23 protein-coding genes are annotated in these 21,234 nt (G+C 61.6%); 12 read left to right on the top strand and 11 right to left on the bottom strand.

The genetic code is table 11. The features are described 5' to 3' along the window. Positions 1-10: 10 nt before the first annotated feature. From DXY30_RS13355 to DXY30_RS13345, 3 genes are read right to left on the bottom strand one after another with little or no spacing between them, the layout of a single operon-like run. Positions 11-1,612 (bottom strand): glycoside hydrolase family 3 N-terminal domain-containing protein, encoded by a 1,602-nt coding sequence (locus tag DXY30_RS13355; RefSeq protein WP_115095387.1) that lies wholly within the window; start codon positions 1,610-1,612, stop codon positions 11-13. After that, positions 1,593-1,997, bottom strand: a complete 405-nt coding sequence (rbfA, locus tag DXY30_RS13350) for a 30S ribosome-binding factor RbfA (RefSeq protein ID WP_115025419.1) — start codon at positions 1,995-1,997, stop codon at positions 1,593-1,595. Before rbfA ends, DXY30_RS13355 begins: the two co-directional genes overlap by 20 nt. Continuing rightward, the gene (locus DXY30_RS13345; RefSeq protein ID WP_115095386.1) at positions 1,997-2,203 is read right to left on the bottom strand and encodes a DUF751 family protein; all 207 of its coding nucleotides are present in this window, start codon (positions 2,201-2,203) and stop codon (positions 1,997-1,999) included. Before DXY30_RS13345 ends, rbfA begins: the two co-directional genes overlap by 1 nt. A 59-nt stretch (positions 2,204-2,262) precedes the next feature. Here DXY30_RS13345 and DXY30_RS13340 point away from each other — a divergent pair, with 59 nt between their 5' ends. Further along, entirely contained in the window at positions 2,263-2,988 is a 726-nt protein-coding gene (locus tag DXY30_RS13340; protein ID WP_115095404.1) for a glutathione S-transferase family protein, read from the top strand. On the opposite strand, the gene DXY30_RS13335 is transcribed toward DXY30_RS13340, so the two are convergent. Next, a complete protein-coding gene (locus DXY30_RS13335; protein WP_115095385.1) occupies positions 2,954-3,631 on the bottom strand; it encodes a DUF6816 family protein in 678 nt (225 codons plus the stop codon). The genes DXY30_RS13340 and DXY30_RS13335 overlap by 35 nt on opposite strands. Between DXY30_RS13335 and DXY30_RS13330 the strand changes: the two genes are divergently transcribed. After that, positions 3,630-3,893: a chlororespiratory reduction protein 7 gene (locus tag DXY30_RS13330; RefSeq protein ID WP_115025422.1), complete on the top strand. Its 264-nt coding sequence runs from the start codon at positions 3,630-3,632 to the stop codon at positions 3,891-3,893. The two genes, DXY30_RS13335 and DXY30_RS13330, sit on opposite strands and share 2 nt — an antisense overlap. 2 nt (positions 3,894-3,895) lie before the next feature. Here the strand turns inward: DXY30_RS13330 and DXY30_RS13325 are convergent, their stop codons facing one another. Further along, a complete protein-coding gene (locus tag DXY30_RS13325; protein ID WP_115095384.1) occupies positions 3,896-4,471 on the bottom strand; it encodes a shikimate kinase in 576 nt (191 codons plus the stop codon). Between the two features lie 51 nt (positions 4,472-4,522). On the opposite strand from DXY30_RS13325, the gene DXY30_RS13320 reads away from it, so the two are divergent. From DXY30_RS13320 to DXY30_RS13305, 4 genes are all read left to right on the top strand, one after another. Beyond that, entirely contained in the window at positions 4,523-5,443 is a 921-nt protein-coding gene (locus DXY30_RS13320; protein WP_115025424.1) for a 6-carboxytetrahydropterin synthase, read from the top strand. A gap of 8 nt (positions 5,444-5,451) precedes the next feature. After that, positions 5,452-6,126: a dihydrofolate reductase family protein gene (locus DXY30_RS13315; protein ID WP_115095383.1), complete on the top strand. Its 675-nt coding sequence runs from the start codon at positions 5,452-5,454 to the stop codon at positions 6,124-6,126. A 77-nt stretch (positions 6,127-6,203) separates the two neighbouring features. Next, positions 6,204-7,379, top strand: a complete 1,176-nt coding sequence (locus tag DXY30_RS13310; protein ID WP_115095382.1) for a GNAT family N-acetyltransferase — start codon at positions 6,204-6,206, stop codon at positions 7,377-7,379. 9 nt (positions 7,380-7,388) lie between these two features. Beyond that, positions 7,389-7,796, top strand: a complete 408-nt coding sequence (locus DXY30_RS13305) for a DUF4346 domain-containing protein (RefSeq protein ID WP_170951276.1) — start codon at positions 7,389-7,391, stop codon at positions 7,794-7,796. Between the two features lie 3 nt (positions 7,797-7,799). On the opposite strand, the gene DXY30_RS13300 is transcribed toward DXY30_RS13305, so the two are convergent. Continuing rightward, complete coding sequence (locus tag DXY30_RS13300; protein ID WP_115095381.1) at positions 7,800-9,374, bottom strand: B12-binding domain-containing radical SAM protein; 1,575 nt, start codon at positions 9,372-9,374, stop codon at positions 7,800-7,802. Between the two features lie 144 nt (positions 9,375-9,518). On the opposite strand from DXY30_RS13300, the gene DXY30_RS13295 reads away from it, so the two are divergent. Next, positions 9,519-9,611: a cytochrome B6 gene (locus DXY30_RS13295; RefSeq protein ID WP_115095380.1), complete on the top strand. Its 93-nt coding sequence runs from the start codon at positions 9,519-9,521 to the stop codon at positions 9,609-9,611. Here DXY30_RS13295 and DXY30_RS13290 read toward each other — a convergent pair. Together DXY30_RS13290 and rimO are read right to left on the bottom strand one after the other, a co-directional pair. Further along, positions 9,604-10,827, bottom strand: coding sequence for an MFS transporter (locus DXY30_RS13290; RefSeq protein WP_115095379.1), 1,224 nt, complete (start codon positions 10,825-10,827; stop codon positions 9,604-9,606). The two genes, DXY30_RS13295 and DXY30_RS13290, sit on opposite strands and share 8 nt — an antisense overlap. Next, complete coding sequence (rimO, locus tag DXY30_RS13285) at positions 10,824-12,200, bottom strand: 30S ribosomal protein S12 methylthiotransferase RimO (protein ID WP_115095378.1); 1,377 nt, start codon at positions 12,198-12,200, stop codon at positions 10,824-10,826. The genes DXY30_RS13290 and rimO overlap by 4 nt, the downstream gene beginning before the upstream one ends. Before the next feature lie 85 nt (positions 12,201-12,285). Between rimO and DXY30_RS13280 the strand changes: the two genes are divergently transcribed. Beyond that, positions 12,286-13,215: a vitamin K epoxide reductase family protein gene (locus tag DXY30_RS13280; RefSeq protein WP_115095377.1), complete on the top strand. Its 930-nt coding sequence runs from the start codon at positions 12,286-12,288 to the stop codon at positions 13,213-13,215. A 1-nt stretch (position 13,216) separates the two neighbouring features. Here DXY30_RS13280 and nadB read toward each other — a convergent pair whose 3' ends face one another. From nadB to DXY30_RS13265, 3 genes are all read right to left on the bottom strand, one after another. Next, a complete protein-coding gene (gene nadB / locus DXY30_RS13275; RefSeq protein WP_115095376.1) occupies positions 13,217-14,875 on the bottom strand; it encodes an L-aspartate oxidase in 1,659 nt (552 codons plus the stop codon). A 71-nt stretch (positions 14,876-14,946) separates the two neighbouring features. Continuing rightward, complete coding sequence (gene psbU, locus DXY30_RS13270) at positions 14,947-15,354, bottom strand: photosystem II complex extrinsic protein PsbU (protein ID WP_115025434.1); 408 nt, start codon at positions 15,352-15,354, stop codon at positions 14,947-14,949. Between the two features lie 112 nt (positions 15,355-15,466). Beyond that, positions 15,467-16,177: a DUF3120 domain-containing protein gene (locus DXY30_RS13265; protein WP_115095375.1), complete on the bottom strand. Its 711-nt coding sequence runs from the start codon at positions 16,175-16,177 to the stop codon at positions 15,467-15,469. A 111-nt stretch (positions 16,178-16,288) separates the two neighbouring features. Here DXY30_RS13265 and DXY30_RS13260 point away from each other — a divergent pair, with 111 nt between their 5' ends. Genes DXY30_RS13260 through DXY30_RS13245 form a run of 4 tightly spaced genes read left to right on the top strand, consistent with a single transcriptional unit; the run spans position 16,289 to position 21,176 of the window. Continuing rightward, positions 16,289-17,152 carry an undecaprenyl-diphosphate phosphatase gene (locus DXY30_RS13260; RefSeq protein WP_115095374.1) on the top strand — a complete coding sequence of 288 codons (864 nt, stop codon included), beginning with the start codon at positions 16,289-16,291 and terminating at the stop codon, positions 17,150-17,152. 19 nt (positions 17,153-17,171) lie between these two features. Beyond that, entirely contained in the window at positions 17,172-18,569 is a 1,398-nt protein-coding gene (locus DXY30_RS13255) for a TIGR03279 family radical SAM protein (protein ID WP_115095373.1), read from the top strand. A 25-nt stretch (positions 18,570-18,594) separates the two neighbouring features. Further along, positions 18,595-20,379 (top strand): TolC family protein, encoded by a 1,785-nt coding sequence (locus DXY30_RS13250; protein ID WP_115095402.1) that lies wholly within the window; start codon positions 18,595-18,597, stop codon positions 20,377-20,379. Beyond that, positions 20,373-21,176, top strand: coding sequence for an inositol monophosphatase family protein (locus DXY30_RS13245; RefSeq protein ID WP_115095372.1), 804 nt, complete (start codon positions 20,373-20,375; stop codon positions 21,174-21,176). Before DXY30_RS13250 ends, DXY30_RS13245 begins: the two co-directional genes overlap by 7 nt. Positions 21,177-21,234: the final 58 nt, after the last annotated feature.

Genomic DNA, 21,234 nt, shown 5'->3' with positions numbered 1-21,234 from the left:
TTGGATGTGGTCAGTCGGTGAATGCACCGCCTCCGTTAGCCGGTGAACTGGTGGGAAACAGCGCGGTGAGCACCTGGCGCTGGGCCTCCTGCATCTGGCCAGCGGAATAGGCGGCCGGGCAACCGCTGGGCAGAATGGCCTGAAGGCTCTCCCAGAGGTAGGGGCTGCCGTAGATCACGACCCCGGCCAGTCGGTTGAGGACGACCAGTTGTTGGATGGCTGCAGCCCAGGGCTCCTGCGCGTCCCGCCCAGCGCGGAAGGGGTTGCCCCGCAGGAACAGTTGCAGCATCACCGGGCCATTCCCCAGGCGGTCCAGAGCAAGGGGTGCCTCCGGCTGGCCGCTCCAGGGCGACAGGCCTTCTCCATGCAGCACCACCGAGCGAAATCCTTGGGTTTCGGGAATGCGCAGGGCCGGTGACCAGCCGCTGAGGGCGGCTGCGCCGGGTAACAGTGAATCCACCCGCACCAGGTTGATCCCTGCGTCAGCCCGCACCACTGCATCGCGGAAGGTGAGGCTGTGGTGCACCAGCTCCGCTTCCAGAGCCTGGTCGGCTGCCGTGACAATCGGCCCTGAAGGGGCGCTGATTGGGATTGATTGCAGAGCATGGGCACGGCGCTGACGGCTCTCCTCCAACCGCTCGAGGGGTAGTCGTCCGCTGTTGAAGCCAGCGCAGAGGCCATCGATGGCGGCATCGGCATCCGCTGGCATCAGGATCAGGTCGGCTCCGGCTTCAAAGGCCAGGACGGCCGCTTCTGCTGCGCCATGCCGTGCGCTGATCGCTTCCATCACCAGGGCATCGGTCACGACCAGACCGTTGAACCCCATCTGGCTCCGCAGCAGATCGGTGAGGACAGCCTTAGAGAGGGTGGCGGGCTGCTGTGGATCCAGTTCCGGCAGCAACAGGTGGGCCGTCATCACGCTGTCAATGCCGGCGGCAATGGCGGCACGGAATGGGGGCAGTTCCACCTGTTCCAGCCGTTCGCGGCTGTGGGGCAACACCGGCAGGTCGAGATGGGAGTCGCTGGCGGTGTCGCCGTGGCCGGGAAAGTGCTTTGCACAACCGAGCACATCGGCCTGCGATAGCCCCCGCTGAAAAGCCACGGCCAGGGCACTGGCACTGCTGGGATCCTCCCCCCAGGCCCGCACATTGATGACGGGGTTGGCGGGGTTGTTGTTGACGTCGCACACCGGTCCCAGCACCCAGTTCAGGCCGCAGCGGCGAGCCTGTTCGCCGGTGCAGCGGCCGTAGCGTTCGCTTAGTGCCATGGCCAGCTCGGGGTCGTCCCGGTAGAGGCGGCCAAGGGCCAGGGGCGGCACCAGCCAGCTGGCGCCCTCGAAGCGTTGGCCCACGCCCTCCTCCACGTCTGCGCAGAACAGCAACCGCTGGCTACTCCAGCCCTGCAGTTGCTGGGTGCGCTGCTGCAGCTCCACAGCAGTGCCCCCCAGCAGAATCACGCCGCCGACACCTTCCTGCAGCAGACGCTGAAGTGTGCTGTTGGGCAGTTCCCATTGCGGGTAACGGCGCTGGTGGTCGCTGAGATGACCACTGGCCCGCAGCACCATCAGCTCAGCTACCTGGCGACGCAGGTCGCTACTCGCTGGGCTGTTCATCACTCCCCGGTGGAACCTCTCCTCGTTGCTGCCGTTCATCCTCGAGGCGATTCAGCAGCCCCAGCACGGAGGTGCCGCGTTCCAGGCCGCGGTCTAGTTGGAACACCACCTCGGGGGAGCGGCGCATCTGCAGCCGCCGCCCCAGTTCTCCCCGCAGGAAACCGCTGGCGGCCTGAAGACCTTCGAGCACCTGTGCGCGCTCCTGGGCCTCTCCGAACACGCTCACAAAGATCTTGCAGTGCTGCAGATCGCCGGACACCTCCACTTCGGTGATGCTCACCATGCCCTGGTGCACCCGTTCATCCCGAATGCCGTTGATCAACAGTTCACTGACTTCCTTTCGGATCAGCGCGGCAACCCGCTCCACTCGACGCCCCTGTGCCATCACGCCATCGGTGCTGAATTCACCATGGCACGCAGCACAAGTGTGAGGCTGATTCCGCCGCTGATCAGGGCGCCGATCAAGGCGACGGCTGTGACGGGATTGCTCCGGCGTGCGATTAGGGGTTCGGCGACGGAATTCATCACCCCGAGGGTGAAGGCCACCAAGTAGCGGGGGTAACGGGAGACGTTGAGGAAAAACTCCCGCATGGTTCTGGCGAGCTTCGGAATGTGCTGGCTACTCTGCCGGGCCTATGGCTGTTTTGGACATGCTGGAGCTGCATCAATTCCGCCATTCCGCCTTCTGCCTCAAGGTGCGGATGGTGTTGCAGGCCAAAGGGCTGAGTTTCCGCACCGTGGAAGTGACCCCTGGCGTTGGGCAGGTGGCCGTGTTCCGGCTGTCCGGGCAAAGGCAGGTGCCTGTGCTGGTGGATGGGGAGCAGGTGATTGCCGACTCCAGTGCCATTGCGCTGCACCTGAATCGGCGTGAGCCCGACCCCGCTTTGATGCCGGCTGATCCACGTCAGGCTGCCCAGGTGCATCTCTTGGAGGACTGGGCCGATACCACCCTGGCGATGGCCGGTCGCTCGTCCCTGGTGCAGGCCGCGGCATTAGACCCCGAGCTACGTGTTGCACTGCTGCCCGACGATCTTCCCGATCCTGTGCGTTCGGTGATGGGTGTGATCCCCGGCGGTTGGGTCAGCAACATCACCGAGCTGGTCAACCAGAAGGAACGCACAGAGCTTCTTGCCAGCCTTGAGCAGCTCGCCGCCTCGGTGCAGGCCAGCCCCTGGTTGGTCGGCGACAGCCTCACCCTGGCCGATATCGCCGTGGCCGCCCAGCTGTCGCTGCTTCGCTTTCCCTCGTCAGCGGGTTCGGCCTTGGCTGGCAAGGGTGTGCCCGGGTTGAGCGATCACCCCAAGCTGCAGCCGCTGTTCCAATGGCGTGACCAGCTCGAACTCAAATTGATGGAGCGGACGCTGGAAGAGGTGTGAAGCGCAGTTTGTAGTGGTGCTGAGCAAGGGCCTGATCCCGCAGGCTTTCCCCTGGGGAGGCGTAGCGCCCTTGCCACTGCTCAGCGCAGATGTCTTCGCCGCAGCGGCTGTAGCGGCTGAGGGTTTCGATTCTGCTCAACCGCGGAGGTCCTGGGGCATGCAAGATCTGCAGCACCAGTTCGTCTGCAAGGAAAGTCTCAGGGCTCGGGCTCTCCTGGCGGCGGCCCGTCACCGTTGTCTCCAGGAACAGGTCGCCTTTCAGTCGAGCGATCTGGCGATTGGCGGAGTCGGGGTCTTCCTCGACCCCCAGCAGCTGCTCCCCGAGCAGGGCTCGGCCAATGGCTGTGGCATTGAAGCTTCGATCGCCGATCAGGCGACCGCGTTGGTCGGCATGGAACCGTGCCTGGTGGAGCAGAGCTGGATCGCTTGGGGCATCCAGATCAATGCTTTCCACTTGCCAGAGCCCGTCAAACCAGTCGGGATAAACCAGGTCGTCCCGATTCGAGGGCCGCGGCAACGGTGCCGGAAGGCTCCAGTCGGGCCAATTGTTCAGCCGCTGCTCAAGGCTGCCTTGAGCCCAGGCGGGGCCGCCACTGAGCAGGATGGTGAGGCCGATCAGCAGCATCCACAACCGCCGTTCCATGTCTGATCCCCTGATCCGTGCCCTTGATGACTATGTGGTGCTGGAGCCCGGCAAGCCGGAGCAGCTGCTCAGCGCTGCCGACACCTTGACATGGCTGAGCGGTTGGTTGCGCTCGCTCGATCAGCTGCCGGCCGATCTTGCCGATCAACCCGATGTTGAATCAGCTGCTCAGCGTTTGATCGACACGGCTTGCGATCTGGAGATCAGCCCCGGGGTGACCTTGCAGTGGTTTGCAGTACGGCTGGAGCCGCCAACGGTTTGATTTCAGTCCGTGCGGCGCTGGGTCGGATCTTTCAGCAGGCTCGGAAGCAGCTGCAGAATCCCATCGGCAACCGCGTCCGGGGTTTCGTCGTTGATCACCACCGTGAGATCGGCTTCGGCGTAAAGGGGCTGTCGCTTGTTCAGCAGCGCCTTCAGGTCGGCTTCCGGGTCGGCGGTCTGCAACAGCGGACGCACCGTGCTGTCGGTTTTAAGGCGTTGCATCAACTGGTCGGGGACCACATCGAGCCAGATCACGATGCCGCTGTGCAGCACCCCCCAGTTCTCCGGTTGGGTCACCACACCACCGCCGGTGGCCACCACCAGCGAGTGGCGCTGACTGATGGCATTGAGCACCTTGCTTTCCAGGCTGCGGAAGCCTGCTTCGCCATCCCGCTCAAAGATCTCAGGGATGCTGCAGCCCGCTGCCTGTTCGATCACAGCATCAGCATCGACAAAGCCGTAACCCAGGCGTTCGGCCAGGGGGCGTCCGGTGCTGGTCTTGCCGCTGCCCATCATTCCCACCAAGTAGAGGCTTCGCCCGCTCAGTCGCTGTTTAAGGGTGGGGGTGGAATCCGCCATGACTCGGAATCGGCATTAGCTCATTAGGATGCCTCGCGGCCGGAACGTCACATGACTGAAATGAAGTCACCAGCGCGGCACGGCCAAGGTCGTGGCTGTGTCATTACCCGGCGGGCCTGTTTCAGCGCCAGCCATCGTTATTGGCTGCCGGAGTTATCCGCCGATGACAACGCCGCCCGTTTTGGGCCCTGCGCCTTGGCTCCAGGGCATGGTCACAACTACGAACTGATCGTGTCCATGGCCGGCGGACTGGATGCCGACGGCATGGTGCTCAACCTCTCGGAGGTGAAGCACGCCATTCGTAACGAGGTCACCGGCCAGCTCGACTTCCGCTTCCTCAACGAGGCCTGGCCGGAATTCGATGTTTCCGGTCCTTCCGGCTGTCTCCCCACCACTGAGGCCCTGGTGCGGGTGATTTGGCAGCGCCTCAGCCCGCATCTGCCAATTACGGCTCTGCGCCTCTACGAACAACCGGGCCTTTGGGCCGACTATCTCGGACATCCCATGGACGCCTTCCTCACCATCCGCACTCACTTCGCTGCTGCCCACCGCCTGGCTCGCCCGGAGCTCAGCCAGGAGGAAAACGAAGCGATCTACGGCAAGTGCGCCCGCCCCCATGGCCATGGCCACAACTATCTGGTGGATGTGACCGTGCGCGGTGAGATTGATCCCCGCACCGGCATGGTCTGCGATCTGTCCGCCCTGCAACGCCTCGTGGATGATCTGGTGGTGGAGCCTTTCGATCACACCTTCCTCAACAAGGACGTGCCGTTCTTCGAAGAGTGTGTGCCCACAGCTGAGAACATCGCTTTGCACATCACCGATCGTCTCTCAAGCCCGATCAAGGCGATCGGTGCCAGCCTGCACAAGGTGCGGCTTCAGGAAAGTCCGAACAATGCGGCTGAGGTCTATGCCGAAGCACCGCAGTTGGAGATGTCACCGGCTGCACTCGATGCAGTGGCGGCCGTCTGACTGACGGCTTGCCGCCCCAACTCCCCACCTCTCAATGCCCCACGGTCCGGCTGGTGCTGGCCATCAGCCTCGACGGCCGCTTGGCACCGCCTCAAGGCGGTGCTGCCCAGCTGGGTGGAGACGGAGACCGGCGTGCTTTGGAGCAGGCACTGGCTTGGGCAGATGCCTGCCTGATTGGCGCTGGGACGTTGCGCGCCCATCAGTGCACCTGCTTGATCCGTAACCCTCAGTTATTGGAGCAGCGCCTGCAGGAGGGGCGACCACAGCAGCCGGCCGCTGTGGTGGTCAGCCGATCGCTCGGCTTCTCGCGCACCTGGCAGTTCTTTGACCAGCCACTTCAGCGTTGGCTCTTGGCTCCGGCACCCATGCATCAGGGCTTTGATCGTTGGTTCCCTTTGGCGCCAACCTGGCCGGAGCGGCTCCAAGCGTTGGGCGCGGCTGGGATTCAGCGGCTCGTGCTTTTGGGTGGCGCTCAACTCACCGCAGATCTGCTGGCAGCGGACTGCGTCGATGCTCTCCAGCTCACAGTGGTGCCCCAGCTCCTTGGCGGTCCCTTCAGCTGGTTGCCACTCACGGATTCGCCATTGCCTGCTTGTTTGGTGCAACCGGGCGCCTGGCAGTCCGATGGAGTTGAGGACCTCGGTCACGGGGAGTGGCTTCTTCGCTACCAGAGGATCCGCTAGGGAACTTCCCTGCGCCTTTAATCAGCCCGTGGTTCTCTCTGGTTAGGGTCATCAGCGATGCCAATGACACCGTCTGAATGACGTCACTCACGGCCCGCTGGCATCGCTCCATCAACGAGATCCCTGAGCAGCAGTGGAACAGCCTGGTTGGGGATGCTGCGATCCCCTTTTACCGCTGGAGCTGGCTGGAGGCCCTGGAAAGCTCCGGAAGCACAATTCCTGAACAGGGATGGCAGCCCCTGCATCTGGCCCTCTGGCGGGATGACATCCCGATTGCTGTGGCCCCTCTTTTCCTGAAGGGGCACAGCTACGGCGAGTTTGTGTTTGACCAGACCTTTGCGCGCCTCGCCTCTGATCTTGGCTTGCGCTACTACCCCAAGCTCCTTGGGATGAGCCCGGTCAGCCCCGTGCTGGGGTATCGCTTTCATGTGCGGCCTGGAGAAGACGAGGCTCTGCTCACCAGGGAGCTGTTGCGGGCGATTGATCGCTTCTGCGAACAGAACGGCATCCTCAGCTGCAATTTTCTCTATGTGGATCCGCAGTGGCGGCCCTTGGCGGAAGCGGGAGGCTGCGCCGCCTGGCTGAACCAGCAGAGCCTCTGGAGCCGAGGCGACGATCAGAGCTTTGAGGACTACCTCAAGGGCTTCAATGCCAACCAGCGCCGCAACATCAAGCGAGAGCGCAAGGCTGTAGCCAAGGCTGGGATCACGGTGACGCCGCTCAGCGGAGACCAGCTCGACCTAGAGCTGCTTCAGACCATGCATCGCTTTTATGAGCAGCACTGTGCCCGTTGGGGACCATGGGGCAGCAAATATCTGGAGGAGGGTTTTTTCGAAGCGCTGGCACGGCTGCACCGCGATCAGCTGGTGCTCTTTTCAGCCCACCGCGGTGATCCTCACGATCCGGTGGCGATGTCGATGTGCGTCGAGGACGGGCGTCAGTTGTGGGGCCGGTACTGGGGCAGCAACGAGGAAATTGATTGTCTCCACTTCGAAGTCTGTTACTACGCCCCGATTGAATGGGCCCTGGCCAACGGCATCACCAGTTTTGACCCTGGAGCCGGTGGCAGTCACAAACGCCGCCGGGGCTTTGTGGCACGCCCTCACGCCAGCCTGCACCGGTGGTACCAGCCCCAAATGGATCAGTTGATCCGCACCTGGTTGCCGAAGGTGAACGGCCTGATGATGGAGGAGATCGAGGCCATCAATGCGGAGCTGCCTTTCAAAGCAGAACCTCCTGCTTTGGCTTTGTAGGTTGAAGGCATGACCACAACCCCTGAAGCACCGGCATCGACCGCCGCAGCGATGGATGCCCTTGATCAGCGCCTGTCTCAGCGCTTCATCGCCTTGGACCCGAGCGGATATTTCCTGATCAAACTGGATCGTGATGCGGCCGAACTGGTGCTGGAGCACTACGGCAACACCATTGATGACAAAGGGCTGGCCAGAGATTCAGACACCGGTGAGGTGTTGCGTTGTGACGGGGGAAATTCTCCCCGGAGTCCCTCAGCGGTCTATCGCGGCCGTACAGCAAAACAGCTCGGCATTCAGCTCACTGAGGGGGATGAGCCTCATCCGCTTAGTCGTCTCGATCACGCCCTTTATCTCGGGCGAGAGTTGCAGAAGGCCGAGCAGTGTCTCCGAGACGGCACGGACTATGTGCAGGACTAAGTTTTAGACGGGTTGTAATTCTTTTGGAGCAGTTGGTTCTTCAGGCGGCAAGGATTCCAGCTGTTCGCGGATTTCCTGCTGAACGATCGAGCGGTACTCGAGGAAGTGCTCGTTATGGGCCAACACGACCAAAAACTGCTCCAGCAGAGCAGGGTTATGGCGGGCCATCCCAAACATGTACTTCCAGAAGCGACTGCGGGTATCGCGCTTGATCCCCTGACGCCACACCACGGTGCTCAAAGCCTTGATATCAATCCACGTCGGAAGCTTGGCAGCAGCTTTCCAGCGGGGGGCACCCATCTTCAGGTAGTAGCTGTAGACCCGATCCATGTAGGCATTGGGTTCGTAGAGCGCGCAGAAAGCTTCCACGTATTCGTTAGCGATGTCACGGATCGGTCGGGTGGGCTCGAAGTTGAGCAAGTTGGTCTGATTCACGCCTTTGGCGGCATCTTCTCCCTGAATCAGCCGACCTTCCCGCTCCAGCCGCGCCCAAAGGGCTGTCTTGGGTAAGGCCTGAAGCATGCCCATCATCGCGGCGGGAATGCCGGTGCGGGTGACGAAGTCCACGATTCGGCGGCCTGCTCCATCCTTTTCGCCGTCAAAACCAATGATGAAGCCAGCCATGACTCGGATGCCGTTCGCCGTGATCCGGTCAACAGCAGCATCGAGCGGGTTGCGTGTGTTCTGCACCTTGCGGGCTGTTTCCAGGCTGGCTTCATCTGGGGTTTCGATGCCGAGGAAGACGCTTTCGAACCGCGCGTCGTGCATCATCCGCATCATTTCGTCGTCGTCGGCCAGGTCCACGGAGGCCTCAGTGGCGAAGCTGAACGGGTACCCCCGCTCCTCCTGCCAAGTGCGGATCTGTGGTAGCAGCAGCTTGGCGTTGCGCTTGTTGCCGATGAAATTGTCGTCCACCAGGAAGATCGACCGTCGCCAGCCCAGGTCGTAGAGGTACTGCAGCTCCGCCACCAATTGCTCGGGAGTTTTGGTTCGGGGTTTGCGGCCGTAGAGAACGATGATGTCGCAGAACTCGCAGTTGAAGGGGCAGCCGCGGGAGAACTGAACGCTCATCGAGTCGTAGGCGTCAAGCTGAAGCAGATCGAAGCGGGGAATCGGTGTGGCGGTGACGTCCGGCTTGTCTCCCTCTGAGGTGAATCGACCCTTTGTGTCACCCCGTTCCAGGGCTTCCAGGAACATCGGGAGGGTGATTTCTCCCTCATCGAGGATCTTGAAATCCGCCATATCCAGTTCGGGTGCATCCGGTGTGGAGCTGGCGAAGGGGCCCCCGATGGCCACCGGTAGGCCTCGCTGCTTGGCCTTGCCGATCTGCACGGCCATGTCGTCCTTCTGAACGATCATTCCCGAAATGATGACCAGTTCGGCCCAGCTCCATTCTTCTTCTGTCACCTCCCGCACGTTGCGGTCCACCAGCTTCATCTCCCATTCCTGGGGCAGCAGCGCAGCTACCGTGCACATGCCCAGGGGAGGCAGCAAGACCTTGCGGTTCACCAGCTCAAGGATCTTCTCGTAACTCCAGAAGGTCTTTGGGAACTCGGGGTAAACAAAAAGGGTACGCATGGCGTCGGGCGTTGATGGATGGACGTCCGGTTGGCCCGGTTAGAGATACCTCTTAATAGGTATCGACTGTTCACAAACCCTAAGCGCAATGGCATGAACCCAGGCGAATGTCTGATCTAATAGTGGTCACCTCAGTACTTGCACATGGGCGTCGGCATCTATTTCGGCCTGGTTGGTTCTGGTCTGGTGACGGCTTTTGTGCTCACCAAGATCCTCAAGGGAATCAAGCTCATCTGAGCTGTTCCAGACGCTTCGCCCCTCGTTTTCGCATCCAGAGCAGAGCCACAGCAGCGCTGAGGCCTCCGGTGAGTGCAAAGGCCGTTGACAAGCTGGTGGTCATCACAAGCAGTGCCACCAGCAATCCACTGAGCCCGCCTCCGCCCAGGAAGGCGATCTGGCTTAGGCCGGCCATGCGACCACGCATCACCTGCGGTGAGCCGATTTGACTGATCAGGTTGCAGCTGCTTAGAAGCCCTGCTGTGCCAGTGCCGATCAGGAAGGCCATGGCCAGGCTGAAGCTCGGCCCCGGCGTAGAGGCCATCCCCAGCTGACCCAACGCTGTGATCAGTCCGAAGCCTCCCAGGGTGAGGAACGGGCGCCGACAGAAGCGTTGGCTGTTGCGCTGCAGCACCACACCGCCCAAGATGCTTCCGCCCGCCAGAACGCTGGTGAACAGGCCCAGATCCGTTGGCTTGTCCCCCAGCACATCGAAAGCGATCAATGGGGCCAGCCCAGGGTGATAGAAGCCAATCAGGCAGAGAACCGCGGTGAAACTGAGCACCCCCTGCAGTGTGCTGCCGCAGTGGCGCCAGGCGTTGAGCAGGCTGGCGTCCTTGCCGCCGCTGCTGCGCACCTCCAGAGCCCGATTCGGGTTCAGCAGAAACATCACGCTGGCAATCGGCAGCAGGTAGCTGGCCGCATCAATCCCCAGGGCCCAGGTTGGGCCCGTGGCCGCCAGCAACCAGCCGCCGATCGGGGGGCCCACCAGTTTTCCCACGTTGAACACCACCGAAAAGCTGGTGAGGTAACCCGCCAATTGTTTTGGCCGTTCCACCAGGATCGAGCAGTACTTGTTGCGGGCCGTCAGCTCATAGGCGCCGGCGATGCCCACCAGCAGGGTGCTGCAGAGCAGAAGCAGCACCTGGGGTGTGCCCTCCAAGAGAGGAATGGCTAGTGCCCCCAGGCCCGAGGCGGCCAGCAGCGCCCATTGCGCCTGCACCAGCACCCCTTCACAGCCCACGCGGTCGGTGCGCACTCCCGCAGGTCCGCTCACCAGAACGGTCGGCAGCGACAGCGCGGCGAAGTTCAGCGCCAGCACGAAGGGATCCACGCCCCCTTTCATCAGGATCCAGCCCTTGGCGGTGATGCCGGCGAAAGACCCTGCTGTGCTGACGCCAGAGGCGATCAGAAAAAGCTGGCGCTGCTGCTCGGCCCGCAGTTTGAGAAGGCTCAACCCTGGCGTCTCGCTGCGGCCACCATGGCGCGGGCACCGACAATCCGCCCGCTGAGGTCATAGATGTCGGCTCCGGTGATCTCCACCGGCACCAGGCTGCCGGGTGCGGCCTGTTGACCGGCTGCGCCGGGCTGGACCCGCACTTCGCCGTCCACCTCTGGAGCAAAACGGGCGCACCGGCCGATCATCTCGCCGGTCTGGGGGTTGTGCTGTTCAATCAGGACGTCCACGGTGCGGCCCACCCAGCGGCTGTTGCGTTCCGCCGAAATCGGTTGCTGCAGCGCCATCAGGGCATCCTTGCGGGCCTGGGCCACCTCTGGATCGACGTGATTGGGCAGGTCGGCTGCTGCGGTGCCGTCCTCTGGCGAGAACGTGAACACTCCCACATGATCGAAGCGCTGGCGCTCGAGGAAACCCATCAGGTGCTGAAAATGCTCCTCGGTTTCACCTGGGAATCCCACGATCAGTGTAGTGCGGAGCACCGCGTCGGGGAGTTGCTCGCGGATCTGATCCAGCAGGCGGTCGTTCACATCCGCCTGCCAGGGGCGGTTCATCGACCGCAGCACCTCTGGATGGCTGTGCTGCAACGGCAGATCGAGATAAGGCACAACATTCGGCACGTCCCGGTATGACGCCAGCACATCCGGGGTCAGGCCGGTGGGATAGGCGTAGTGCACCCGGATCCAGGGGATCTCCACCTCCCCCAGGGCCCGCAGCAGCTCCGCCAGCTTGGGTTTGCCGTAGAGGTCGAGCCCGTAGTTGGTTGTGATCTGGCTGATCAGGATCAGCTCCTGCACTCCCTGCTCCGCCAATTGGTGGGCTTCAGCCACGATCGATTCAATCGGCCGGCTGCGCTGATCTCCCCGCAGCTTTGGAATGATGCAGAAGGCGCAGCGGTAGTCGCAGCCCTCAGCCACCTTGAGGAAGGCCACGGCCTGATCGGTGGTGCGCTGGCGCGGTAGATGTTCATCGCCCACAAAGGTGGGCACGGAGCTGACTCGGTTGACCCGCTCCCCTGCTTCCACCCGCTGCAGCACGTCAACGATGTGCTGGTAATCGCCTGTTCCCACAATGGCCTTGGCTTCCGGAATCGACTCCAGTAATTCCTCCTGGAAATGCTGGGCCAGGCATCCCGCGATGATCAGCTCCTTGCCCTGTTCTGCCAATCCCACCAGGGTTCGCACCGATTCCTCGCGGGCGTCTTGGATGAAGCTGCAGGTGTTTACTACCACCACGGCGGCATCGTTTTCATCGGTGCTAACGCCATAGCCCGCTTCCGCCAGCAGTCCCACCATGTGTTCGGTGTCGACCCGATTCTTCTCGCACCCCAGGTGGGCGAACGCGACCGTCGGTTTTGTCGGGGTGCTTGTCATCACGTCGCCGGCAGGCCATCTCTCAGCCTACGAAGCGGCTTGATCACGCCGGAACTGACAGAATTCGAATACTTGAAGATTAAGGATGGGCACCACCCGTCTCGTTAGCCGTCGACGCCAAGATTCAGGCGCGAAATGGGCCCGCATCGCTATGGCGGTGCTGGCCACTGCTGGGCTTATCGACACCGGTTCGATCACCCTCAAGCGCTGGGGCCTGCTTGGCAACCTCACCTGTCCGATGGGGGCTGACGGTTGCGACAAGGTGCTCAATAGCGCCTGGGGGACGGTCTTCGCTGAGATCCCTCTTTCGCTGATAGGAGTGCTGGCCTATGGCGCGGTGCTTCTGATGGCGCTGCTGCCCTTGTTGCCAGGTCTGCAGGAAAACAAGGCCGACCTCTCGCGACGCACCTGGTGGGGCCTGTTCACGGTGTCCCTAGCGATGGCCGTCTTCAGCGGTGTGCTGCTGGGAGTGATGCTGCTAAAGATTCAGGCGTTCTGTTTCTTCTGCGTTCTCTCTGCGGCGCTGTCATTGGCTTTGTTGGTGCTCTCCATCATTGGAGGCGGCTGGGAGGATCTGGGTCAGCTGCTGTTCCGCGGGGTACTCCTGGCCCTGGCCGTGCTTCTGGGGGGCTTGATTTGGGCGTCGGTGGTCGATCCCAATCGGCCCGAGACCGTGGCCAGCGGCACAGGCGTTGCTCCGCTCGTCACGACTGAGAGCACGCCTGCGTCAATCGCTTTGGCCGAGCACCTCACCAGTAGTGGTGCGGTGATGTATTCCGCGTACTGGTGCCCCCATTGCCATGACCAGAAGGAGCTTTTCGGCAAGCAGGCTTCCGATCAGCTCAAGGTGGTGGAGTGCGCGCCGGATGGTGAAAACAATCAGGCTGACCTCTGCCGCAGCAAAGGATTAGAGGGTTTCCCCAGCTGGGAGATCAATGGCAGCATCGATTCCGGCGTGAAAGAGCTCAACACCCTGGCGGAACTCAGCGGCTACGAGGGCGACACCGACTTCTAAATCAGAGGCGCACGGCTCGGGTGAAGATGCCCTGTTCTCGTTGCTGTCTGGAATGCTGCCGCCATTGCGGCAGCGGAGCAGGAGCATCGCTGCGGTAATGACCGCCTCTACTTTCGCCGCGAAACAGGCAGGCCTCCAGCATCAGACGGCTGGTCAACAGCCGGTGGTGCAGATCCAGCAACAGGTTCAGATCACGTCGGCTGCTTTCCGCCAGTAAGCGAGGAGCACAGGGGTCCTGCCGCAGCAAGGCCTGAAGCAGAGCCTGCTGCTCCAGACGCTGCTCGTCCTCCTTGACCTTGGTGAGGGCCCTGCGCAGTCCGGAGGCGGACCGCTCCACACCCGCCCGCCGCCAGCAGAGCTGTCGCAGCTGTTCGATCGCGTCGATTAACTGCGAACTACTGCTGCCGTCTAGGTCGAGCTCGAGGGGTTGGGCTGTGCCGGTGGTAGGTGTCGGCAGGGCTGGCCCGAGCTCGATCTCCTTGAGTCGATGGGCGAATACCAGGCACTCCATCAGGGAGTTGCTGGCCAGACGGTTGGCCCCATGCAGGCCTGTGCAGGCCACCTCCCCCACTGCATAAAGCCCCGGCAGTGTGGTGGTGGCCTGCAGATCCGTGGCGACTCCTCCCATCCAGTAGTGGGCAGCCGGGGCCACCGGAATCGGCCGTTCCAAGGGATTGAGTCCGAGTTCATCGCAGCGGTCCAGGATTGTTGGGAAGCGTCGCTCCGCTTGGTCGCGCGGGATGGCGGCGAAGTCCAGCCACATCTGTTTCACCTGCTGCCGCTGCATGGCTTGCATTAAGGCGCGGCTCACCTGATCCCGCGGTGAGAGGTCGCGTTGGCGCAGATGGGCCACAGGGCTTCCCCCGAGGGAATCCACCAGCACTCCACCTTCACCGCGCACGGCTTCGGAGATCAGAAAGCAGGGGGCGTCATCCAGGCGGATGGCCGTGGGATGGAATTGCACGAATTCCAGATCCTCCACTGCAGCCCCCGCTTGCCAGGCCAGGGCGATGCCTTCGCCGCAGGCCTGGGCAGGGTTGGTGGTATTGGCGAACAGATGGCCGCCCCCGCCGCTGGCCAGCACCACGGCGCGGGCTTCGATGCCGTGAAGATGCGCCCCATCCAGCACCTGCACGCCACAGCAGCGCCTATCGCGCACCAGCAGCTGGGTCACCCGGACGCCGCGGCGGTGCAGCAACCCCGGCCGTTGCTCGACACGATCCCGCAGCACATCCACAAGAGCCCGTCCGGTTCGGTCTTGCACATGCAGGACTCGCCGGTGGCTGTGGGCTGCTTCCAGGGTGGTGGCAAGACCGTCTTGATCACGGTCAAAGGCCATGCCCAGCTGGTCAAGTCGCTCCACGCAATGCGGTGCCTCCTGCACCAGCAGTCGGACTGCATCGCCATCGCAGAGATCAGCTCCGGCCAGAACGGTGTCCTCGGCATGGCTGTCGGCGCTGTCCTCCTTCCGCGTTACCGCAGCAATGCCGCCCTGGGCCCAGCGGCTGGAGGAACGCCGCCCCGTGTTGCGGTTGAGCAGTAAGACCTTCAGCTCTGGGGGCAGATCAAGGCAGGTCATCAACCCAGCTGCCCCGGCACCGATCACCACCACGTCCCAGGGACCTGAGGGGATGGGATCAGAGCTGCGGGGCTGGGCCATCACGGGGACAAAAAAACCGCCGGTGGTCCGGCGGTTCAGGCAGTCACAGGAATTGTGACTGGATTAGAGGATCAGCGGTACTGGCCGTCGTTGATGCGGTCGTCGCCCTCATTCAGAGCAATGGAGGGGGGTGTGACAGTGAAGTTGTCGCGGTACTTGGCAAACAGCTCCTGCTGACGATCAGTCAGGTCGAGAGACAGCACGTCGTCAACGCTGTCGTAGGGGCCGCCCAGAACGATTTTCCCGGCCATGGTCGGATACATGCCAGGGAATTGCTGGAAGCGACGCACGGAGGAATTGTTGAGGTCAACCTTGCCTTCACGTTCCGCGATCTTGTCATCCACAACGTTGCGGATCTCGTTGCCGGAGTACTTGCTGCGAAGGTCGTCGTCGGCATAAACGCTGTTGGGAAGCACAAGGCCTGCCATCAGACTTGCCATCACCAGTGCGCCGGTCAGCCAGCTCAGAAGCCGCTTCATCTCAACTCTCGATCAGGGGTCAGAACGGGACGACCGGCGTTGCCGGCTCGGGAAGACTACAAGTCGTTGCCCCTTTCAACCCTCTAGTTTGCCGCAGCTTTTGCAGTTCGTTTCACTCGATCAGGCCGCTGAGCCCGGGCTGCAGCAACGCGGAGAGCAGGAATAATCCGTCTACCCACAGGGTTGTGATCAATACAGCAGCTGCCATGGCTCCGGTGTCACCGTCGGAATTGCTGTTATTCGGGTTCAGTCGGCGTCCGACAATCATGACCAGCACAGCAGCAATCACCAGGGTGGCCATGGGCAGGGGCTGAAGCAAATGCAGCCCTGCCTGATGCAGCAGTAGAGGAGCCTGATCCAGGGAAGCGGTCACGACTGCCGGCCAGAACTGCATCACGCCGGTGGCCGCCATGGCCAGGTCTGTGCAGGCTGTACCCAATAGAGATGACAAATAAAACGTTGCCGCCAGCCGCCAGCGGCCCTGCAGGCCACCCAAGGCAACAGGCAAAGCGAAGGCTTCAACGGGCAGGTGCAGCACGGGATGGGCCCGCAGCCAACCCCAGAAAATGCAGCCCGCAAGCCAGCTACCGCTGAAACCAACGAGAAGGGAACCCAGGTCCGATGCCGTCTGGGAGCGGCTCTGATGCAACACCAGGCCGGTTGCAATCAGAACACCCGTGAAAAGGGTTGCTGAGAAAGGATCCAGACGAACCCAAGGTGCCTGCAGAAACACAGGCAGCACCACCATTGCTGCAGCGATGCGCGCGACCGGAAAGGACCACGACCGTGCGGAGGCTGAGGTTTGCCAGGTGCCTCCGATCAAATCCTTTTCATAAAGAAAGTCACGGAACCTTAGAAGACATCTTCAAGTGACGCGGCCGACATCCCTGCCTTGCGGGCCGGGGATACCGTCAAGGCGACATCTGTTGTCTCGATGGCGGACCCCTCTGCATCCATAACCCTGCTTGAGGCCTGCTGGCGTGATCTGGTGCTGGGAGTGGTGCAGGGACTCACTGAATTTCTGCCGATCAGCAGCACCGCTCATCTAAAGGTGGTGCCTGTGCTCTTGGGTTGGGGCGACCCTGGCGTTTCCGTCACCGCCGCGATTCAACTGGGCAGCATCGTTGCCGTGATCGCCTATTTCCGCAGCGATCTCAGCCAGGTGCTGCGGGGAATCAGTCGTGCCATTCGCCATGGCCGGTGGCGGGAGCCGGAGGCACGTCTTGGACTCGCTATGGCGGTGGGCACCCTGCCGATTCTGGTGGTCGGGCTGGGCATCAAATTCTTCTGGGCTCAGGGTTACGAACAGTCGCCCCTGCGCAGTGTTCTTTCCATTGCGATCGTCTCGATCGTGATGGCTTTGTTGCTTGCTTTGGCGGAACGGGCTGGAACCCGTCGCAAGCAGCTCCCCGATGTTTCAGGGCGTGATGGCTTGGTGGTGGGCGTGGCGCAGGCGTTGGCCTTGATTCCAGGGGTGTCCCGTTCTGGCAGCACCCTCACAGCTGCCCTGTTCGATGGTTGGCAGCGGGCCGACGCCGCACGCTTCTCTTTCCTGCTCGGCATCCCCGCAATCACGATTGCGGGGATGGTGGAACTCAAGGATGCTCTGGATGCCAGTGCTGGTAACGGCCCCCTCCCGTTGTTGGTAGGCATTTTTTCAGCTGCCTTGGTGTCCTGGCTGGCGATTGATTGGTTGCTGAAGTTCCTCCAGCGCCACAGCACTTGGATCTTTGTTGCCTACCGGCTGCTCTTCGGTCTGCTTCTGCTGGTCTGGTGGGGCGCTCACGGCGCACACTGAGTTCAGATGAAGTCGGCTTGTGTGGAATGAGCCATCCGCTGGAGTTGCCGTAGCAGCTCTGGATCCAACCAGCAGTGGCCGCCAGCCGCAGCCTGCTGTGGTGGCCTCCGTAGAGGCCGGCTCGATCGGGGAGGAGTTGGGTTTTGAGCCGGGCGATCAGTTGCTCAGCATCAACGGCATTCGACCACGAGATCTGATCGATTACCGCTACCTCTGCGTGGATGAGGAGCTTTGCCTTGAGGTGCGTGATGCAGCGGGTGCTCTGCATCAGGTGGAGTTGGAAAAGGAGGCTGATGACGGTCTTGGCCTGGCCTTCACCGAGGCCCTGTTTGATGGCTTGCGTCAGTGCAATAACAATTGTCCGTTCTGTTTCATCGATCAACAGCCCCCAGGCCGGCGCGACAGTCTTTACCTAAAAGACGACGATTACCGGCTGAGCTTTCTCTATGGCTCCTATTTGACCCTCACCAATCTGGGCGAGGCCGATTGGCAGCGGATTGAGGAGCAGCGTTTATCTCCATTGTTTGTATCGGTGCATGCCACGGAGCCCGACCTGCGTTCCCGGCTGCTGGTGAACCCGCGTGCTGCCCAGGTGATGGATCAGCTCGCCTGGTTTGACCAGCGTGATCTGCAGATTCATGCCCAGGTGGTGGTCTGCCCAGGGCTTAATGACGGTCCTGCACTGGAGAGGACCTTGGAGGACCTGGCGTCCTTCGCGTCTGGCCCCTGGCCGGCGGTGCTGTCCGCAGCGGTTGTTCCGGTGGGGCTTACCCGGTTCAGGCCGGCTGAAGATGGCCTTGTTCCTGTGGATCCGGCCTGTGCCCGGCAGGTGATTGCCCAGGTGGAACCCATGCAGCAGAACTTCCAGGCGGCCTTGGGCACCCGCTTTGCCTGGCTCTCGGATGAGTGGTACTTGATGGCTGGGTTGCCGTTGCCGCCTCGGGATGACTACGAGGATCTTCCGCAGCAGGAGAACGGCGTGGGCAGCATTCGCGCCTTCCTCGAAGCTCTGGATGCCGCGACTGAAGACTTGCCCAGAGCGGTTCCGCAGCCACGTCGTTGCAGCTGGGTGGTGGGTCAGATCGTCGCTCAGGCATTGCAGCCCGTGGCTGAACGTTTGAATGGCGTTGATGGTGTCGAGTTTCACCTGATCGGACTGCCGAGTCCCTATTGGGGGCAGGACCAAGTGGTGACCGGACTATTGACAGGTCAGGATCTGCTCAGTGGGTTGCAGGGGCGAGATCTTGGCGATGAGCTGCTGCTGCCGTCGGTGATGTTGCGGCAGGGGCAGCCTGTGTTCCTCGATGACATGACCTTGGAGGCCTTGGCCGCGCAGCTGCCGGTCCCCATCCGGATTGTGCATGGGGCGGCTGACGTCGTGGCCTCAGTTTTGAGTGCCGTAGGAAAAAGTCCCTAAACTCCGCCAAAGGTTTTTGATTGCTGTGCGCCGGATCACCGCGGGTATTTGTCTCGTTGCGGGCGTCGTCTCCACCGGTGTTCCCTCTGCATTCAGCCAGGAGACTGCGCAGTCTGAGTCGGCATTGGTTGACCAGAACACGCTTCCCGATGCGATCGATTTGAAGGGTGCACGCCCCAAGGCTGATCCATCTGTCGTAGCTCCGGCTCTCGACGTCTTGCCGCCTCCCCTCGTTCCTTTGGCTGCTCCCCCCAGCCTGGCGCTCCCTGATGCGCCGGCTCAGGTGCGCATTCATGAGCTGCGTCCTCTCACCCTGGAGGAGGCTCTTCAGCTCGCTGAGTTCAACAGTCCGAAGCTCAAGGCTGCTGCCAGTCAGGTTGATCAGGCCAAGTCTGCGCTCCGCGCAGCGATTTCTGCTTGGTATCCCACCGTCGACCTCCAGGCCAGTGGACTACCGGAATATTTCAAGTCGTATTCCTACCAAAATCCAGATTTCGTTCCTGATCGCGTGGTCAGGAGACCCACGGGGCAGGTCAACCCCATGACAGGTGAAGAGATCACCCGACCGGTCACACGGGATGGATTCAACGAGCGTTACGGCCGAGAGTGGCGTCTCAACGTCAACTTGCAGGTCAGCTGGGACCTGATCAATCCCGCACGGGTTCCCCAGATCGCTGCAGCTCGGGATCGGTTGGAGCGCGCGCGCGACTCTTACTTGATTTCCTTGCGTGATCTTCGACTAGATACATCTACGTTCTATTTCGTTCTTCAGGAAGCTGACGAAGGCGTGCGTATTGGTCAAGCTTCAGTCCACTCCTCCCTGGTGAGCTTGCGTGATGCACGGGCCCGCTACAACGCAGGTGTTAACACCAAGCTCGAGGTATTGGAGGCTGAGACCCAGCTGGCCCGTGACCGCAATCTGCTCACAGACCGCTTAGCTGACCAAAGCTTGGCTCGTCGTCGTTTGGCATCTTTGCTTGACCTGCCTCAGGACATAACGCCAACCGCTGCAACCCCTGCTCGCCCATTGGGCTTATGGGAGCCATCTCTCGAAGAGAGCATCGTTGCTGCATACAACTATCGCGAGGAGCTGGACCAATTGATCCTCGATATCTCTATTAACAACAGTCAAGCGAATGCGTCTCTCGCCGCTGTTCAGCCCGTGCTCAGGTTTGTCAATTCCACGACGACGACCAGGACGCAAGGTCAGAACGGTCAGACCTCGAACGATATCGATATGGGTGATTTCACCTACGGCTTTCAGAACAGCACGGCGTTGACGGCAACCTGGCGATTGTTTGATGGAGGACGGGCCCGCGCCGAATACCGGCGCTCTAAGCAGGCTGCTGAAGAGAGTCGCTTTAAATTCGCCAATACACGTGATCAGATCCGCTTGGAAGTGGAGCAAAGCTTCATTAACCTGCGGACAGCCATTCAGAACATTGACACGACATCCAGTGAGGTGCTGTCTTCTAGAGAATCTCTGCGTCTGTCTCAGCTTCGGGTGCAGGCAGGGGTCAGTACCCAGCGTGAGGTGGTCGATAACCAGCGCGATCTGACCAACGCTGAACTCCGCTACGCCAGCGCCATCAATGAGTACAACACCAATCTGGCGCAGCTGAGGCGCCGAACAGGTTTGGATGCTTTGGTGGCTTGTAATGCCGTGTCGCTGCCGGCAGCCAAGCCGGAATCCGATCAACAATCGATTCCTATTGAGCCAACGCCGCTCAAGTCAGCCTGTCCATCGGTAGCTTCCGCAGGTCCGACGGTGAATCAAACTGAGGGCAGTCCTGTACAGCCTCTGTGGTGACGTTGGTGCTCAGTGACGATCAACTGAGCTCCGTTCATCTGTTGCTGGATCGCATCCGTGCTCGTCAGCTTCAGGACTTTGGCCAGATCGGTTCCGATGTAAAGCCCGATGGTTCCTTGATCACCGACTGCGACCGCTGGAGTGATGCAGCTCTCGTAGAGGGCTTGGCCAGCATTGCTCCCGGGGAGGGTGTCCTCAGCGAGGAAGGATCCAAAACAGTCCCGAACAGCAGGGCGTACTGGGTGGTGGATCCTTTGGATGGGACCACCAATTTTGCGGCTGGCATTCCCTATTGGGCGATTTCCGTGGCGCGTTTTGTTGACGGCCGACCCAGTGAGGTCTTTCTGGATGTGCCAGCACTGGGGCAACGCTTTGTCGCTCTGCGAGGCCGCGGCGCCACCCGAAACAACCAACCGTTGACCTCTGAAACCCGAGCGTTGGCGACCAGTGCCTGTGTTTCGCTTTGCAGTCGTTCGATCCGTGTGCTGCAGCGCAAACCAGATCAGCGCTTTCCTGGAAAGATTCGTCTGCTTGGTGTCGCAAGCCTCAATCTGGTCAGCGTGGCTATGGGGCAGACCATCGCTTCATTAGAGGCCACTCCCAAGATCTGGGATTTGGCAGCTGCCTGGTTGGTGCTCGACGAACTCGGTTGTCCGATTCGCTGGTTAGATGCGGATCCAGCGCAGCTTTCTCCAGGTGAGGACGTTGCTGAACGTGGTTTCCCCATGCTGGCGGCTGGTTCATGGGCTCATCTGGCTCGTTTCCTTCCTTGGGGAGAGGCTCTGGTGCAGCCCTAAAAGGTGCCCCTTGCGAGGGGGGGAGATGTGGTGTTATGGTTTTGTCTTGCGCGGGAGC

The organism is Synechococcus sp. UW106 (assembly GCF_900474015.1).
Lineage (GTDB): Bacteria > Cyanobacteriota > Cyanobacteriia > PCC-6307 > Cyanobiaceae > Parasynechococcus.
The sequence above is the reverse complement of the archived record's forward strand: the minus strand, read 5'-3'. Positions and strand labels throughout refer to the sequence as shown.

Bases quoted from the DNA above. Each gene is read 5' to 3' on its own strand.
- psbU (WP_115025434.1), bottom strand. From the start codon at position 15,354: ATGAAGCGGCTTCTGAGCTGGCTGACCGGCGCACTGGTGATGGCAAGT.
- DXY30_RS13280 (WP_115095377.1), top strand. From the start codon at position 12,286: ATGGGCACCACCCGTCTCGTTAGCCGTCGACGCCAAGATTCAGGCGCG.
- DXY30_RS13260 (WP_115095374.1), top strand. From the start codon at position 16,289: ATGGCGGACCCCTCTGCATCCATAACCCTGCTTGAGGCCTGCTGGCGT.
- DXY30_RS13295 (WP_115095380.1), top strand. From the start codon at position 9,519: ATGGGCGTCGGCATCTATTTCGGCCTGGTTGGTTCTGGTCTGGTGACG.
- DXY30_RS13330 (WP_115025422.1), top strand. From the start codon at position 3,630: ATGTCTGATCCCCTGATCCGTGCCCTTGATGACTATGTGGTGCTGGAG.
- DXY30_RS13340 (WP_115095404.1), top strand. From the start codon at position 2,263: ATGCTGGAGCTGCATCAATTCCGCCATTCCGCCTTCTGCCTCAAGGTG.
- DXY30_RS13300 (WP_115095381.1), bottom strand. From the start codon at position 9,374: ATGCGTACCCTTTTTGTTTACCCCGAGTTCCCAAAGACCTTCTGGAGT.
- DXY30_RS13345 (WP_115095386.1), bottom strand. From the start codon at position 2,203: ATGCGGGAGTTTTTCCTCAACGTCTCCCGTTACCCCCGCTACTTGGTG.
- DXY30_RS13305 (WP_170951276.1), top strand. From the start codon at position 7,389: ATGACCACAACCCCTGAAGCACCGGCATCGACCGCCGCAGCGATGGAT.
- nadB (WP_115095376.1), bottom strand. From the start codon at position 14,875: ATGGCCCAGCCCCGCAGCTCTGATCCCATCCCCTCAGGTCCCTGGGAC.
- DXY30_RS13335 (WP_115095385.1), bottom strand. From the start codon at position 3,631: ATGGAACGGCGGTTGTGGATGCTGCTGATCGGCCTCACCATCCTGCTC.
- DXY30_RS13355 (WP_115095387.1), bottom strand. From the start codon at position 1,612: ATGAACAGCCCAGCGAGTAGCGACCTGCGTCGCCAGGTAGCTGAGCTG.
- DXY30_RS13310 (WP_115095382.1), top strand. From the start codon at position 6,204: ATGACGTCACTCACGGCCCGCTGGCATCGCTCCATCAACGAGATCCCT.
- DXY30_RS13320 (WP_115025424.1), top strand. From the start codon at position 4,523: ATGACTGAAATGAAGTCACCAGCGCGGCACGGCCAAGGTCGTGGCTGT.
- DXY30_RS13325 (WP_115095384.1), bottom strand. From the start codon at position 4,471: ATGGCGGATTCCACCCCCACCCTTAAACAGCGACTGAGCGGGCGAAGC.
- rimO (WP_115095378.1), bottom strand. From the start codon at position 12,200: ATGACAAGCACCCCGACAAAACCGACGGTCGCGTTCGCCCACCTGGGG.
- rbfA (WP_115025419.1), bottom strand. From the start codon at position 1,997: ATGGCACAGGGGCGTCGAGTGGAGCGGGTTGCCGCGCTGATCCGAAAG.